At 64.1% G+C, this 14,386-nt stretch carries 14 protein-coding genes and 5 tRNA genes; 11 read left to right on the forward strand and 8 right to left on the reverse strand.

Annotated features, from left to right (window positions below; all coding sequences use genetic code 11):
• On the forward strand, positions 1 to 651 hold the full coding sequence (locus AC25MA_RS21185; RefSeq protein WP_028691725.1) for a thiopurine S-methyltransferase: 651 nt from the start codon (positions 1 to 3) through the stop codon (positions 649 to 651).
• 85 nt (positions 652 to 736) lie between these two features.
• Here the strand turns inward: AC25MA_RS21185 and htpX are convergent, their stop codons facing one another.
• On the reverse strand, positions 737 to 1,624 hold the full coding sequence (gene htpX, locus AC25MA_RS21190; protein ID WP_028691724.1) for a protease HtpX: 888 nt from the start codon (positions 1,622 to 1,624) through the stop codon (positions 737 to 739).
• A 219-nt stretch (positions 1,625 to 1,843) separates the two neighbouring features.
• Positions 1,844 to 3,055 carry a pyridoxal phosphate-dependent aminotransferase gene (locus tag AC25MA_RS21195; RefSeq protein WP_028691723.1) on the reverse strand — a complete coding sequence of 404 codons (1,212 nt, stop codon included), beginning with the start codon at positions 3,053 to 3,055 and terminating at the stop codon, positions 1,844 to 1,846.
• 167 nt (positions 3,056 to 3,222) lie between these two features.
• Between AC25MA_RS21195 and msrB the strand changes: the two genes are divergently transcribed.
• The gene (gene msrB, locus AC25MA_RS21200) at positions 3,223 to 3,618 is read left to right on the forward strand and encodes a peptide-methionine (R)-S-oxide reductase MsrB (protein WP_028691722.1); all 396 of its coding nucleotides are present in this window, start codon (positions 3,223 to 3,225) and stop codon (positions 3,616 to 3,618) included.
• 12 nt (positions 3,619 to 3,630) lie between these two features.
• Positions 3,631 to 4,119, forward strand: a complete 489-nt coding sequence (locus AC25MA_RS21205; RefSeq protein ID WP_028691721.1) for a glutathione peroxidase — start codon at positions 3,631 to 3,633, stop codon at positions 4,117 to 4,119.
• Here AC25MA_RS21205 and AC25MA_RS21210 read toward each other — a convergent pair.
• Entirely contained in the window at positions 4,109 to 6,463 is a 2,355-nt protein-coding gene (locus tag AC25MA_RS21210) for a response regulator (RefSeq protein ID WP_028691720.1), read from the reverse strand. The genes AC25MA_RS21205 and AC25MA_RS21210 overlap by 11 nt on opposite strands.
• Positions 6,464 to 6,566: 103 nt before the next feature.
• On the opposite strand from AC25MA_RS21210, the gene AC25MA_RS21215 reads away from it, so the two are divergent.
• Entirely contained in the window at positions 6,567 to 7,454 is an 888-nt protein-coding gene (locus AC25MA_RS21215) for an ATP-binding protein (protein WP_028691719.1), read from the forward strand.
• The gene (locus AC25MA_RS21220; protein ID WP_486972364.1) at positions 7,455 to 7,937 is read left to right on the forward strand and encodes a GAF domain-containing protein; all 483 of its coding nucleotides are present in this window, start codon (positions 7,455 to 7,457) and stop codon (positions 7,935 to 7,937) included.
• Between the two features lie 77 nt (positions 7,938 to 8,014).
• Here the strand turns inward: AC25MA_RS21220 and AC25MA_RS21225 are convergent, their stop codons facing one another.
• Positions 8,015 to 8,782: a hypothetical protein gene (locus AC25MA_RS21225; protein WP_028691717.1), complete on the reverse strand. Its 768-nt coding sequence runs from the start codon at positions 8,780 to 8,782 to the stop codon at positions 8,015 to 8,017.
• Between the two features lie 433 nt (positions 8,783 to 9,215).
• Here AC25MA_RS21225 and AC25MA_RS21230 point away from each other — a divergent pair.
• The 6 genes from AC25MA_RS21230 to AC25MA_RS21255 all read left to right on the forward strand — a co-directional run bounded on the left by AC25MA_RS21230 (position 9,216) and on the right by AC25MA_RS21255 (position 10,248).
• Positions 9,216 to 9,291: transfer RNA gene (locus tag AC25MA_RS21230), tRNA-Glu, on the forward strand.
• Positions 9,292 to 9,295: 4 nt separating this feature from the next.
• Positions 9,296 to 9,371: transfer RNA gene (locus tag AC25MA_RS21235), tRNA-Gly, on the forward strand.
• Positions 9,372 to 9,463: 92 nt separating this feature from the next.
• Positions 9,464 to 9,539, forward strand: a tRNA-Glu gene (locus AC25MA_RS21240).
• 5 nt (positions 9,540 to 9,544) lie between these two features.
• Positions 9,545 to 9,620 (forward strand) — tRNA-Gly (locus tag AC25MA_RS21245).
• Between the two features lie 80 nt (positions 9,621 to 9,700).
• A tRNA-Gly gene (locus AC25MA_RS21250) sits at positions 9,701 to 9,776 on the forward strand.
• Positions 9,777 to 10,023: 247 nt separating this feature from the next.
• Positions 10,024 to 10,248, forward strand: a complete 225-nt coding sequence (locus AC25MA_RS21255) for a hypothetical protein (RefSeq protein WP_028690968.1) — start codon at positions 10,024 to 10,026, stop codon at positions 10,246 to 10,248.
• Positions 10,249 to 10,311: 63 nt separating this feature from the next.
• Here the strand turns inward: AC25MA_RS21255 and AC25MA_RS21260 are convergent, their stop codons facing one another.
• From AC25MA_RS21260 to AC25MA_RS21275, 4 genes are all read right to left on the reverse strand, one after another.
• Positions 10,312 to 10,722, reverse strand: coding sequence for a PA2817 family protein (locus AC25MA_RS21260; RefSeq protein ID WP_263157002.1), 411 nt, complete (start codon positions 10,720 to 10,722; stop codon positions 10,312 to 10,314).
• Positions 10,723 to 10,921: 199 nt separating this feature from the next.
• Positions 10,922 to 13,369, reverse strand: coding sequence for an acyl-CoA dehydrogenase (locus AC25MA_RS21265; RefSeq protein WP_028690970.1), 2,448 nt, complete (start codon positions 13,367 to 13,369; stop codon positions 10,922 to 10,924).
• A 206-nt stretch (positions 13,370 to 13,575) separates the two neighbouring features.
• The gene (locus tag AC25MA_RS21270) at positions 13,576 to 13,815 is read right to left on the reverse strand and encodes a DUF3077 domain-containing protein (protein WP_028690971.1); all 240 of its coding nucleotides are present in this window, start codon (positions 13,813 to 13,815) and stop codon (positions 13,576 to 13,578) included.
• Positions 13,812 to 14,051: a hypothetical protein gene (locus AC25MA_RS21275; protein ID WP_062361654.1), complete on the reverse strand. Its 240-nt coding sequence runs from the start codon at positions 14,049 to 14,051 to the stop codon at positions 13,812 to 13,814. The genes AC25MA_RS21270 and AC25MA_RS21275 overlap by 4 nt, the downstream gene beginning before the upstream one ends.
• Positions 14,052 to 14,386 lie beyond the last annotated feature (335 nt).

Genomic DNA, 14,386 nt, shown 5'->3' on the forward strand with positions numbered 1-14,386 from the left:
ATGGAGCCAGCGTTCTGGCACAAGCGGTGGGCGGACAACCAGATTGGCTTTCACCAACCGCGGGTGAATCCATATCTGCAGGCGCACTGGCCGACCTTGGGGTTGGCCCCGGGGTCGCGGGTGCTGGTGCCGCTGTGCGGCAAGAGCCTGGACCTGCTCTGGCTGGCCGCCCAAGGTTATCGGGTGCTGGGGGTGGAGCTTTCGCGCAGGGCGGTGGCGGACTTCTTCACCGAGCATGGCTTGGTGGCGCAAATTTCCCGGCACGGTGCCTTCGAGGTGTGGCGCAGCGACGAGGTGGAGCTGTGGTGCGGGGATGTGTTCGCCCTGCGTGCCGAGGATCTGGCGGATTGCGCGGGGGTGTATGACCGGGCGGCGCTGATCGCCTTGCCGGTGGCGATGCGCGAGCGGTACATGGCGTTGCTGGGAGAGCGGTTGCCGGCGGCCTGTCGGGGGCTGCTGGTGACCCTGGAGTACGACCAGGCATTGATCGACGGACCGCCGTTCTCGGTGCCGGACGCCGAAGTGCGGGCAGGTTTTGTCGGGTGGCGGGTCGATGAGGTCGAGGCGCGGGAGATTCTCGACGAGAGTCCGAAGTTTTTGAAGGCCGGTGTGACGAGCCTGCTGGAGCGTGTTTATCGGCTAAGACGCTGAGCTGGCGCTCCCACAGGGGAGGGCGACATGGCAAATAGCAAATAGAAAGGGCGACCGAAGTCGCCCTTTCTTGTTGCTGCCTGGATCAACCGCGACGGCGCAGGGCGTCGATACGGTCTTCCAGCGGCGGGTGGCTCATCAGCAGGCCGGCCAGGCCATGCTTGAGGCCGCCATTGATGCCGAAGGCCTTCAGGGTGTCGGGCATGTGCACCGGCAGACCCTGTTCAGAGCGCAGGCGCTGCAGCGCGCCGATCATCGCACCGGTGCCGGCCAGGTGGGCGCCGGCTTCGTCGGCGCGGAACTCGCGGCGACGCGAGTACCACATGACGATGATGCTGGCGAGGATGCCCAGTACCAGCTCGGCGACGATGGTCGCGATGAAGTAGGCGATGCCGTGGCCTTCTTCGTTCTTGAAGATCACCCGGTCGACGAAGTTGCCGATGATGCGGGCGAAGAACATCACGAAGGTGTTCACCACGCCCTGCACCAGCGCCATGGTGACCATGTCGCCGTTGGCCACGTGGCCGATCTCGTGGGCCAGCACCGCGCGCACCTCATCGGGCGAGAAGCGCTCCAGCAGGCCCTGGGAAACGGCGACCAGCGCGTCGTTGCGGTTCCAGCCGGTGGCGAAGGCGTTGGCCTCGTAGGCCGGGAAGATACCCACCTCGGGCATCTTGATGCCGGCCTCGCGGGACAGCTCCTCGACGGTCTGCAGCAGCCATTGTTCGTGGCGGGTGCGGGGCTGGGTGATGATCTGGGTGCCGGTGGTCATCTTTGCCATCCACTTGGAGATGAACAGCGAGACGAGCGAGCCAGCGAAACCGAACACGGCGCAGAAGACCAGCAGCTGGCCGAGGTTGAGGTCAACCCCGTTGGCCGCCATGAACCCGTTGAAGCCGAACAGGCTCAGGGTAATGCTTGCAACCAGCACCACCGCGAGGTTGGTGGCTACAAACAACAGAATGCGCATCATGGTTGTTACGTTCTCCTGACGGATAAGTTCGTTGCGTACTGCGGGGTATATAAGGGGGAGGGCGCGGCTATTCAACCGGGCGACTATTTCAAACTGTGTACGCGAGGAGTATGGCAGAGGATGCCGAGAGGGCTGTGGGATAGAGCGTTGCAGGATGTAAGGGGGTAGGAGCGGCCGGTCCGACGCCTCGGCAAGGCTCGCTCCTACCTCGGGGCCGTGTTACTGCGAATAGGTCCGCAGGAAGTTACCGATCCGGCCAATGGCCTGTTCCAGGTCATCCACCCGTGGCAGCGTCACCACGCGGAAGTGGTCCGGCCACGGCCAGTTGAACGCCGTGCCCTGGACGATCAGCAGCTTTTCCGACAGCAGCAGGTCAAGCACGAACTTCTCGTCGTTGAAGATCGGGCAGACCTTCGGGTCGATCTTCGGGAACGCGTACAGCGCGCCCATCGGCTTGACGCAGCTTACCCCGGGGATGGCATTGAGCAGCTCGTAGGTGCGGTTGCGCTGCTCGAGCAAGCGGCCCGGTGGCAGCACCAGGTCGTTGATGCTCTGGTAGCCGCCCAGGGCGGTCTGGATCGCGTGCTGGGCCGGCACGTTGGCGCACAGGCGCATGTTGGCCAGCATGTCGATGCCTTCGATGTAGCTCTGGGCGTGATGCTTGGGCCCGGAGATGATCAGCCAGCCGGAGCGGAAGCCCGCCACCCGGTACGACTTGGACAAGCCGTTGAAGGTCAGGCACAGCAGGTCCGGAGCCAGCGACGCGGTGCTGATGTGCACGGCCTCGTCATAGAGGATCTTGTCGTAGATCTCGTCGGAGAACACCACCAGGTTGTGCTGGCGCGCCAGCTCCAGCATGCCCAGCAGCAGCTCCCTGGAGTACACCGCGCCCGTCGGGTTGTTCGGATTGATGATCACCAGGGCCTTGGTGTTCGGGGTGATCTTGGCCTTGATGTCGTCCAGGTCCGGGAACCAGTCGGCCTGCTCGTCGCACAGGTAGTGCACCGGTTTGCCGCCGGCCAGGCTCACCGCGGCGGTCCACAGCGGGTAGTCAGGCGCCGGGATCAGCACCTCGTCGCCATTGTTGAGCAGCGCCTGCATCGACATCACGATCAGTTCGGACACACCGTTGCCCAGGTAGATGTCCTCGATGGTGACGCCTTCGATTTCCTTCTGCTGGCAATACTGCATCACCGCCTTGCGCGCGCTGAACAGGCCCTTGGAGTCGCTGTAGCCCTGGGCGGTGGGCAGGTTGCGGATGACGTCCTGGAGGATCTCGTCCGGCGCCTCGAAACCAAACGGCGCCGGGTTGCCGATGTTCAGCTTGAGGATGCGATGGCCTTCCTCTTCCAGGCGTTTGGCGTGCTTGAGCACTGGGCCGCGAATGTCGTAGCAGACATTGGCGAGCTTGTTCGATTTGCTGAACTGCATGATGAGATCCCGAGTGAGAATACGCGCCGCCCTTGCTCGAAAGGTTTGAAAGGGCGGGAAGCGGGTGCCAGACTGGCTGCCTTGCACACGAAGCCAACTAATATACGTGCCACCCGCGCCAGGGAAAAGCCGGTGCGAGGTGAAAATCAGCCTGCCGAGGTTCCATCATGCAAAAGATCGACAAAACCCTGGACGAATGGCGCGCCATGCTCGATCCGGCCCAGTACCAGGTGTGCCGGCTCAAGGGCACCGAGCGTCCGTTCAGCGGCAAGTACAACAGCGAGCGCGGCGACGGCATCTACCACTGCATCTGCTGTGACCTGCCGCTGTTCGACGCCAAGGCCAAGTTCGATTCCGGCTGCGGCTGGCCGAGCTTTTACGAGCCGATTCAGGAGGCCGCGATGATCGAGATCCGCGACACCTCCCACGGCATGATCCGCACCGAAGTCACCTGCGCCCGGTGCGACGCCCACCTGGGCCATGTATTTCCCGACGGCCCGCCGCCGACCGGGCTACGCTACTGCATCAACTCGGTGTGCCTGGACCTCAAGCCACGCGATTGACGGAGAGCGAACATGGCCGATGCGCTGCTGGACATCCCCTGCGTCACCCTCGGTGGCGAACAGAAAGTGCTGGGCGACTTCGCCGGCAAGGCGCTGCTGGTGGTCAACACCGCCAGCCAGTGCGGTTTCACCCCGCAGTACAAGGGCCTCGAACGCCTGTGGCAGGACTACCGCGACCAGGGCCTGGTGGTGCTGGGCTTTCCCTGCAACCAGTTCGGCAAGCAGGAACCGGGCGATGCCCGCGAGATCGCGCAGTTCTGCGAGCTCAACTTCGGCGTGAGTTTCCCGCTGTTTCGCAAGATCGAGGTCAACGGCCCCGGTACCCACCCGCTGTTCGCCGAGCTCAAGCGCCGCGCGCCGGGCGTGCTGGGCACGCAGAAGATCAAGTGGAACTTCACCAAGTTCCTGGTCGATCCGCGCACCGGCAAGGTCAGCCGCTTTGCCCCGACCACCAAGCCCGAGGCGCTGAAGTCGGCGATCGAGCCGCTGCTCAACCGCTGATCGGCACCCAGTGCTCGATCAGCGCCAGCAGTTCCTCGCGGCGAAACGGCTTGGCCAGGTAGTCGTTCATGCCCGCGGCGCGGCAGCGCTCGCGCTCCTCGGGCATGGCGTTGGCGGTCAGCGCGACGATCGGCAGCTCTGGCCAGCGGCTGCTCTGGCGGATGCGCCGGCTGGCCTCGTAGCCATCCATCACCGGCATGTTGCAGTCCATCAGCACCAGGTCGAAGCTGCCTTGCTCCAGGCTGTCCAGGGCCTCCTGGCCGTGGGCGGCCACCTGCACCTGGCAGCCGAGCTTGCCCAGCATGCCCTTGGCCACCAGCTGGTTCACCGGGTTGTCCTCCACCAGCAGGATACGCGCCCTTAGCTCGCGCGAGGCCGGCACCTCGTGGGGCAGGGGCGCGTTGGGCTCGCCCTGCAAGGTGCGGCGCAGGGTCTGGTACAGAGCGTTGCGCGCCAGGGGGCGGGCCAGTTGTTGCAGGGGCGCCAGCTGCTCGGCCTGCTCGGCGGGCAGGAAATTGCCGTAGGCGGTCACCAGCAGGATTGGCGCCTCGATGGCCGGGCGCAGGTCGAGCACGTGGTCCAGATCGTCGGTGATCAGCAGGTCGACGGCCGTGCCGGTCAGTTCGCTGGCGTTCTCGTGGCGCGCGTATTCCAGCCCCCAGCGTGGCAGCAGCCCCTGCAGCAGCTCGGCCAGGCCGCTGCCGGGGTTGCCCAGGGCCACCACCCGCCCGCTCAGCGGCGCCGGCGGGATCGCCGCGGTGTGCGCCGGTAGCGGCAGGTCGGCGCTGAAGCGGCTGCCGAAGCCGGTTTCGGAATGGATATGCAGATGCCCCTGCATGGCCTGGCACAGGTTGCGGGTCAGGGCCAGGCCCAGGCCGGTGCCGCCATACTGGCGGGTGATGCCGGCGCCGGCCTGGGTGAACGGCTGGAAGATCCGCGCCTGGGCCTCCTCGGGGATGCCGATGCCGGTGTCGCTCACCTCCAGGCGGACGCCGCCGACGATGCTGCTCAGGCGCACGTCGACGCGGCCGAAACGGGTGAACTTGAGGGCGTTGGACAACAGGTTGCTGACGATCTGCCGCACCCGGGTCGGGTCACCCAGCACCGTGCTTGGGAAGTCCGGGGCGACCAGGCAGGTCAGCTCGACACTGGGCGCGGCATTTTGCGACAGCAGGTTGGCGGTGTCTTCGACCATCGCGCCGAGGTCGAACGGAATGCGCTCCAGTTCCAGCTGGCCGGCATCGAACTTGGACAGGTCGAGGATATCGTTGAGCAACTCCACCAGCACCTTGCCCGAGTCGTGGGCGATCGACAGCTGCTGGCGCTGCTCGGGCGCCAGGCCGCTGTCCAGGGCCAGGGCGATCATGCCCAGCATGCCGTTGAGCGGGGTGCGGATCTCGTGGCTCATGTTGGCCAGGAAGGCGGCGCGCGCCTGGGCCATGTCCAGGGCGCGCTGGCGCGCCTCGTCCAGCTCCTGGTTGGACAGGCTCAGGCGGCTGTTGCTGGCCTTGAGCTCGTTGGTGCGTGCCGAGACGATGTCTTCCAGCTCGTTGAGGTACTGGGTCAGGCGGTTCTCGGCGGTGCGCCGCTGCTGGATCTCGGTGGCCATGCTGACGAACTGCTGGTTGGCGACCCGCACCAGCACGCCGATCTCGTCGTTCTCGTGGCCCTTGGGGCAGTCCACCCGGTTCTGCCTGGGCGTGCGCGCATCGTTGCCGCTGAGCGCGCCGATCACCGTCACCAGTGGCTTGGTCAGCATCAGGTAGAACAGCCCCAGGAGGATGCCGGTAAGCACCAGGCTGCGGGCGAAACCGTTGACCAGGGTGACCCCGGCGCGGTCGAGGAAGCGTGCGCCGAAGGTGTAGGTGTCGACATCCAGGTAAAGGGTGCCCAGGTATTCATCGGGCATATGGGCGAGGAACAGCCGGTCCTGGAACTGGCGCTGCTCGCCGAACAGGAAGTCCGACAGCGCCCGGTAGCGGCTTTCCATGCTGGGGCGCTGCACATCGGCCAGCACCGTGTCGTTGTTGTCGATCAGCCGCGCGCGGATCAGCGCCGGCGATTTCAGCAGGCCGCCGGTCAGCTCCTGGGCCAGTTCCGTGTCGATGTTGTAGGCGATGCGCGAGGCCGTGTCGTGGCTGATCTTCAGCAGTGCCTGAATTTCACGGTTGATGGACGCGTCTTCGCTGGCATAATCGATGCCGATCTGGATGAGACTGAGCAATGTTCCCAGGATGAAGCCGACCAGGACTGTCAACCGGGCTTGCTTGTATGACAGGCGATTGGTGAACTTGATATCCATGGGTCCCAAGCCGGTTACTTGCTCCGTGCGCTGCGCAAGCATAGCCGATCAGCCCTGGCTGCTGGCGGGTCTGTCTGTTCATTTCAGTTGATCGTCGATTAAGGGCCGCTGCGCCCCCAAAAAACTGAAATCAATAGGAGTCGTCATGGACGCCCGTCTCAATGCTTTTCTCGACCGCGCAGAATCCGTCCTCGCCCGCCTCGAACCCCTGCTGCCGGCCCCACGCCCGGACATCGACTGGACCCGTACCCTGGCGGCCCGCTGGCAACGCGACGGCCGCAGCGGCTACCTGATGCCACTGGAGGTCAGCCTCGACATCCGCCTGTCCGACCTGATCGGTGTCGACCAGCAGCGCGAACAGCTGGGCCGCAATACCCACCAGTTCATCAACGGCATGCCGGCCAACCACGCCCTGCTGTGGGGCTCGCGCGGCACCGGCAAGTCGTCGCTGGTGCGGGCGCTGTTGGCCGAGCATGCGGGCCAGGGCCTGCGCCTGATTGAAATCGAGCGCGACCACCTGGCCGACCTGCCACGGGTGGTCGAGCAACTGCAAAAACGTGAACAACGCTTCATCCTGTTCTGCGACGACCTGTCGTTCGAAGCCGGGGAGGGCGATTACCGGGTGCTCAAGAGCGTGCTCGACGGCTCGCTGGAACAGGCCCCGGACAACGTGCTGCTATACGCCACCTCCAACCGCCGCCACCTGGTGCCGGAGAAACAGAGCGACAACGAGAACTGGAAGATGGTCGACGGCGAGCTGCACCCCAACGAAGCGGTGGAGGACAAGATCGCCCTGTCCGACCGCTTCGGCCTGTGGCTGTCGTTCTACCCGTTCAGCCAGGAGCACTTCCTCAACGTGGTCGAGCACTGGATCGGCCAGCTGGCGCGCCCGGCCGGGCTGCAGTGGCAGCGCAGCGAAGCGCTCGACATCCTCGCCGTGCGCTGGGCCACCGGCCGCGGTAACCGTAATGGCCGTTGTGCCTATCAGTTCGCCCGCTACTGGGTCGGGCTGCAATTGCTGGAGCAGAAATAAATGATCGACCTCAACGCCAGTGGCCAAGGCCTCGACGGCTACGACTTGCTGGCCGCGCAAGTGCAGGCGCTGTTCGCCGACGAGCGCGACTTCATCGCCAACGCCGCGCAGTTCTCGGCGTTTCTCTACAACCAGGTAGAGGACCTGAACTGGGCGGGCTTCTATATCAACCGCAACGAAGTGCTGGTGCTCGGCCCGTTCCAGGGTCAGGTGGCGTGCGTGCGCATCCCGTTCGGTCGGGGCGTATGCGGCGCCGCGGCGGCCACCCGCACGACCCAGCGGGTCGAGGACGTGCACGCGTTTCCCGGGCATATCGCCTGTGATAGCGCGTCCAACAGCGAACTGGTAATTCCGTTGGTCAAGGCCGGAAGGCTGATCGGCGTGCTCGACCTGGACAGCCCGAAGCTGGCGCGCTTCAGCGAGGCCGACCAGGCAGGGCTGGAGCGGTTGGTCGAGGTGTTCCTCGCGTTGACCGATTGCTGAAATGAAGAAGGGGCCTGCGAAGGCCCCTTTCTTTTGGGTCGTGGGAGCGGGCTTGCCCCGCGATAGAGCCAGCGCTGTCAGTCGTAGATGACCTTCTTCTTCCAGGTCTCATCCTCGTCGGTCTTGAGCCCTTGGGTCAGCGCGTTCTGTTCATTCTCCGCCGGTTCCATCTGGTCCAGCACCTGGGCATTGGCCCGGTTCAGCAGTTTCTCAAGGTAGGTCAACTGCTCTTCATACTGCTTGGGCTCAGGCTGCTTGCGCAGGTACTGCACGCCACGCTCGAAGGCCAGGCGCGCCTGGCCTGGCTGGTTCTGCTGCAGGGCCTGCTGGCCGAGGTTGTTGAAGAACTCGATATGCAGCAGCACGAGGATATGACGGATTTCCTTGACCCAATACTTGCCTTCGTTGGTCGCCAGGAAACCTTCCTGAGTGGCACGCACGATCTGGTTGTGCAGCAGTTCCAGCAAAAAGCGCACGTCCTTGGCCTTTACCTCGGTCTGGATGGGCGAGGGTGGGTTACTGACCGGTATCCTCTCGCCTTGGGCGATCAGCCCTTCCAGCTCGGCGATGCGTGCCTTGAGGTCGCCACTGTGCTTGTCCAGGGCCAGCTGGCGCTGGTTGAGGTTCAGTTCGAGGCGGGTCAGCAGCAGTTTGAGCGCGGGCGTCATGAATTGCCCGGGGAAGGTCTCGGTGATTTCGCCGCAACGGCGCAGGCGGTCGGCCAGCTCGACCTTGAGCCGTGCGCGCTCGAGCTTGCCGTTCTCGACCACATTGTTGAGGTAGCCGATCACGATCAGCAGCGCGATACCCGCAACGATAAGCAGGGTGATCAGAAGTGGTGTCACCGTTAACGCCTCATGAAGAAGTTTTGCATCTATCGAGAGTGTAGTGAGTCCGCCCGAAAGCGAACAGTGCAGCCTGGCGGACAGTCCTGCTCGCCCTTGAATCCATGAAGCATTCGTGGGAGCGGGCTAGCCCTGCGATCAGGTCCTCAAGCCTTGCTTATATGTATCGGCCCATCATCCAAAACCTACAGGTACTGGCACATCGCTACGAGCTTGCCGAGCCAACGTCAGAAAAGCAACGCCAATCCCCGGACGCATCCTGCACCACCACCCATGACGACGGGAAGTCATTGATTTAAATAAATTTCTACAAAGGGGTTGACGACCTTTCAAGGCATCCATAGAATGCGCGCCACTTGCAGCGTAAAGCACACAGCGAAACGCGGCAGGGAGTGAAAGCAAGCAGTACTTTAATAGGTAATGCGAGCAGTGTGTCCCCTTCGTCTAGTGGCCTAGGACACCGCCCTTTCACGGCGGTAACAGGGGTTCGAGTCCCCTAGGGGACGCCATATTGCGGGAATAGCTCAGTTGGTAGAGCACGACCTTGCCAAGGTCGGGGTCGCGAGTTCGAGTCTCGTTTCCCGCTCCAGTTTCTCCGGCACTGCTTCGGCAGGGCAGGAAAAGAAAATCCAGGCTGAATCGTGAGGTTCATGTTCTGGTGCGCTGAAAAGCGTCGGCTTAGTCCCCTTCGTCTAGTGGCCTAGGACACCGCCCTTTCACGGCGGTAACAGGGGTTCGAGTCCCCTAGGGGACGCCATATTTGCGGGAATAGCTCAGTTGGTAGAGCACGACCTTGCCAAGGTCGGGGTCGCGAGTTCGAGTCTCGTTTCCCGCTCCAGTTTTAACGCATCGTTCCGACGGTGCCGGTGCTGAAGGTCGTCAAGGCGCTTCAGGCCACATGCGGTAAAGCTTCACCCTGCGGGAATAGCTCAGTTGGTAGAGCACGACCTTGCCAAGGTCGGGGTCGCGAGTTCGAGTCTCGTTTCCCGCTCCACATTGAAAACGCCACTTCGTTTGAAGTGGCGTTTTTTTTGCTCGCGTGGTTGGTTTTTGGGGCGAGCTGGCTCAGCACACCTATCAATTTTGCTAGTTGGCGAATGTCGTCTGAGGGCGTACAACGGCATGGCGCTACTCGTTACGTGCCCGATGTTCGTACTCATACCATCAGTTATTACTCTGTCGGGGGAGAATGTTGGGCGCGCCTGATCCCACTCCATTCTGCCTTGAACAAGGAAGGAGCAATGACCGTGACGATCGAAAAGACGGATTTGGAAGTCCAGCTGGAGATATGTAAACGGGCGGTCGATGCGTGGAGGCGTTATGAAGAAAGTAAAGGGCAGCAGCCCCCTTCTCAGGTAGAACGACTTCGACTGGAAGCAGAGTTCTTATGTTCTTCGGCGCATCATTTTTTCGGGGGTAAGGCTAGGATTCCCCCTGATTTGCTAGATCGTGATTTGGCGGAGTGAATTCACTTGTCCCGCTCAGGTGATTGGGGTTCCCGGCCCAAATGGGGCCGGGATGCATCTACATCAGTGAATATCACCCTTAGCAGGCTTGGCTAGCAGTTGCTTTTCTTGGTGCCAATCAAACGCTTCGCCGTTCTGCTCTGCCTCGTAGCGTCGCTCTTCCAGCGTCTGGTAAAGCTCCAGCTCGTCATCCGGCATGAAATGCAAGCAATCCCCACCAAAGAACCACAGCAGATCACGCGGTACCAGATGGGCGATCTGGGGATAGCGCTGGATCACCTGGCAGATCAGGTCCTGGCCCAGGTACTGGCTTTGCAGCGGGTCCTGCGGCAGCAGGGTGAGCAGCTCGTCGAAGCGCTCGAGGAACAGGGCGTGGCTTTCCTCCGGGACCTGTTCGGCTTCACCCAGCGCGGCCAGGATGGTGCGCAGGTGGTGGAGCAGTTGCAGGTGGTATTCCAGGTGGGGGTTGGCCATGGCGGCGGTCCTCGGGGTGGTTGAAACGGGGGGCGGAGTATACGCCGGTTTTGCATAGGCTGGCAGCGTAGCTGCCTGTGCTGGCCTCATCGCGGGGCAAGTCGCATCGGCGCACCGCCGCTCCCACGCCAATCGCATATTTGGCGTGGGAGCGGCGGTGCGCCGATGCGACTTGCCCCGCGATGCGGTCGACCAATGCTCAGCGCACTTTGCCTGCCTCGGGCAGCAGCACGTCCTTGTCAAACGCATCCACATCGATCACCACCCGCCGCGCCTGCTCGGCCTGATGCAGGCGCTGGCCTTCCTCCGCCTGCAACACGCCCGCTTCGATGGCGGCGTCGATCACCGACTGCCCCGGTGCCGCCTGCACCTTGCCTTCCTTGACCGCCTGATGCAGGGCCTTGTGCAGTGGAGCGGCATCGTCCAGCAGGTCGCAGGCTGTCTGCAGCGCGGCCACTGGGTCGCCGTCGGCCTGAGGCCTGAAGCAGCCCGCCAGCAGCTCTTCCAGCGCCGGGTCGCCTTTGCGGCGGCCGATCAGCGCCGCCACCTCGGCGTCCAGCTCATCGCTGGGCCCGGTATGCCGGCGGCCGAACGGGAACACCAGCACCCGCAGGGCGCAGCCCAGGAAGCGGTTGGGGAAGTTGTCGAGCAGCGCGTCCAGCGCGTTCTCGGCCTGCCCCAGGCTTTCCTCCAGCGCCCAGCGCAGCAGCGGGCGCAGGTACTCGGGCGAGCCTAGGTCGTGGTAGCGCTTGAGCGCGGCGCTGGACAGGTACAGGTAGCTGAGCACATCGCCCAGCCGGGCGCTCAGGCGTTCGCGGCGCTTGAGCGCGCCGCCCAGCAGCATCATCGACAGGTCGGCCAGCAAGGCGAACGCCGCCGCCTGGCGGTTGAGGGCGCGGAAGTAGCCCTGGCTCAGGGCATCGCCCGGGACCTTCTCGAAATGCCCCAGGCCCAAACCCAGCACCAGGGTGCTGGCGGCGTTGCCGGCGGCGAACAGGATGTGCTGCAGCAACAGGTCGTCGAACTCGTTCAGCGCCTGGTCGTGGTCCTCGCGCCCGGCCAGGGCCATTTCCCTGAGCACGAACGGGTGGCAGCGGATCGCGCCCTGGCCGAAGATCATCAGGTTGCGCGACAGGATGTTGGCCCCCTCGACGGTGATGAAGATCGGCGCGCCTTGCCAGTTGCGGCCCAGGTAGTTGTTCGGGCCCATAATGATGCCCTTGCCGCCGTGCACGTCCATGGCGTGCTGGATGCACTCGCGACCGCGCTCGGTGAGGTGGTACTTGAGGATCGCCGACAGCACCGAGGGTTTTTCCCCGAGGTCGACAGCCTTGGCGGTGAGCAGGCGGGCGCTGTCCATCAGCCAGGCGTTGCCGCCGATGCGCGCCAGGGATTCCTGGATGCCTTCGAAGGCGGCCAGCGGCACGTTGAACTGTTCGCGCACCCGGGCGTACTGGCCGGTGACGAGGCTTGTGTACTTGGCCGCGCCCGTGCCGACCGCCGGCAGGGAGATCGAGCGGCCCACCGACAGGCAGTTCATCAGCATCATCCAGCCCTTGCCGAGCATGGCCTGGCCGCCGATCAGGCAATCCAGCGGCACGAATACGTCCTTGCCGCTGTTGGGGCCGTTCATGAACGCGGCCCCCAGTGGCAGGTGGCGTCGGCCGATCTCCACGCCGGGGAGGTCGGTGGGGATCAGCGCCAGGCTGATGCCCAGCTCGGTCTGCTCGCCCAGCAGGTGGTCGGGGTCGTAGGCCTTGAAGGCCAGGCCCAGCAGGGTGGCGACCGGGCCAAGGGTGATGTAGCGCTTCTCCCAGTTCAGACGCAGGCCGATGACGTCTTCACCCTGCCACTGGCCTTTGCAGATGACGCCGGTGTCGGGCATGGCCCCGGCGTCGGAGCCGGCCAGGGGGCCGGTGAGGGCGAAGCAGGGGATGTCGTCGCCACGGGCCAGGCGCGGCAGGTAGTGGCTGCGCTGCTCGTCAGTGCCGTAGTGCAGCAGCAGTTCGGCCGGGCCCAAGGAGTTGGGCACCATCACCGTGGAGGCCAGGTCGCCGCTGCGGGTGGCCAGTTTCATCGCCACCTGGGAGTGGGCGTAGGCCGAGAAGCCCTTGCCGCCGTACTCCTTGGGGATGATCAGGGCGAAGAAGCCGTGCTGCTTGATGAAGTCCCAGGCTTGCGGCGGCAGGTCGAGGTCCTGGCCGATCTGCCAGTCGCTGACCATGGCGCACAGCTGCTCGGTGGGGCCGTCGATGAAGGCCTGCTCTTCCTCGCTGAGCCTGGGCGCGTCGTAGTCGAGCAGGGTGTTCCAGTCGGGGCGGCCGCTGAACAGGTGGCCGTCCCACCACACGGTGCCGGCGTCGATGGCTTCGCGCTCGGTCTGCGACATCGGCGGCAGGGTACGCTGGAACCAGTTGAACATCGGCGCGGTGAATAGTTTACGGCGCAGCTCCGGCAGGGCGAAGAAGGCCGCCTTGGCGGCGATCACTACCCAGATCAGCGCCAGCAGCCAGCCTGGCGCGGTGCTGAAGATGCCCATCAGCAGGGTGTACGCGGCGATGGCCGCGAGGATTTGCAGGGGCGCCAGGCGCCGGTGCAGTAGATACGCGGCGCCAAGCACCAGGACCAGCAACCACAACAGCAGCATGATTCTTCCTCCTTGGAAGCGGGGGGCGGGGGCGATCCACAGAGCTTAGACGTGTTGGGGTGGATGGCCTGCCTAGGAGATGACAGGGTGGGGCGCTGGGAGTTCGGTAGGGAATGTCATGCAGTCATCGCGGGGCAAGCCCGCTCCCACGCCAGATATGCAATGTGGGCGTGGGAGTGGGCTTGCCCCGCGATGCGGTCATCAGATCATCTGGAGCGGTTCAACCCCACCTCCATATCATCGATCAGCGCCTTGGCCATGGCGCTGAGGATCCGCGCCGAGCTGCCGGCCAGCAGGTCGCCTTCCATCTCCGCCTCGCAGGTCAGGTGGCGGATGCAGCCGAGCAGCACCGACAACTCGCTGAAGGCATCCTCGAAGGTAACGCCCGGCTCGACCTTGAACAGGTCCAGGCAGGTGGTGCGGCCTGCGGTGTGGCCGCGGCTCATGGCTGCACCTGCGGCTTGTGCTCGAGCAGAGCGCAGGCCAGCTGGCCGAGGTAGTCGCTGGCGATGAACAGGCGGTCCTGGACTTCGCCGGGCTCGGTCTTGAAGTAGATGTCGAGGACGTCGGAGATGGCGGTGGCCACTTCGACGGCGGCGGCCATGGCATCGTCGCGGGGGAGGGTGGGGCGGATGGTGAGGAAGTGGGAGAGACGGGGTGGGTCGGGGACGATTTTTTGCATGGTCGAGCTTCCTTGTGGTTACGAGTAACCACCACCCGCATCCTTTCTCACGAGATCAAGGTGGCAGCCATGTACGAGGTGAGAAATCCGGGCCACAAGGTAAACCCGGCCAGACCGAGGTCTGCCCGTACACGGCCACCATGACGGAGGCGCGTTACCGTTGTGGAAATCGGGTTTCTCACACCCGGTCACCCAATTGGGCGACCCGATGAAGTTATCCCCGGGGTATTTCCCCGACAACGCGGCGGCTTCCGGCAAGCGCGTAGGATAGTTCCCAAGCTTTGCTGGCTGAAGCATTTGGTTTCAGGTTCGGAAAGATCTGACAGTCTTTGAAA

The organism is Pseudomonas sp. P65(2024) (assembly GCF_057480955.1).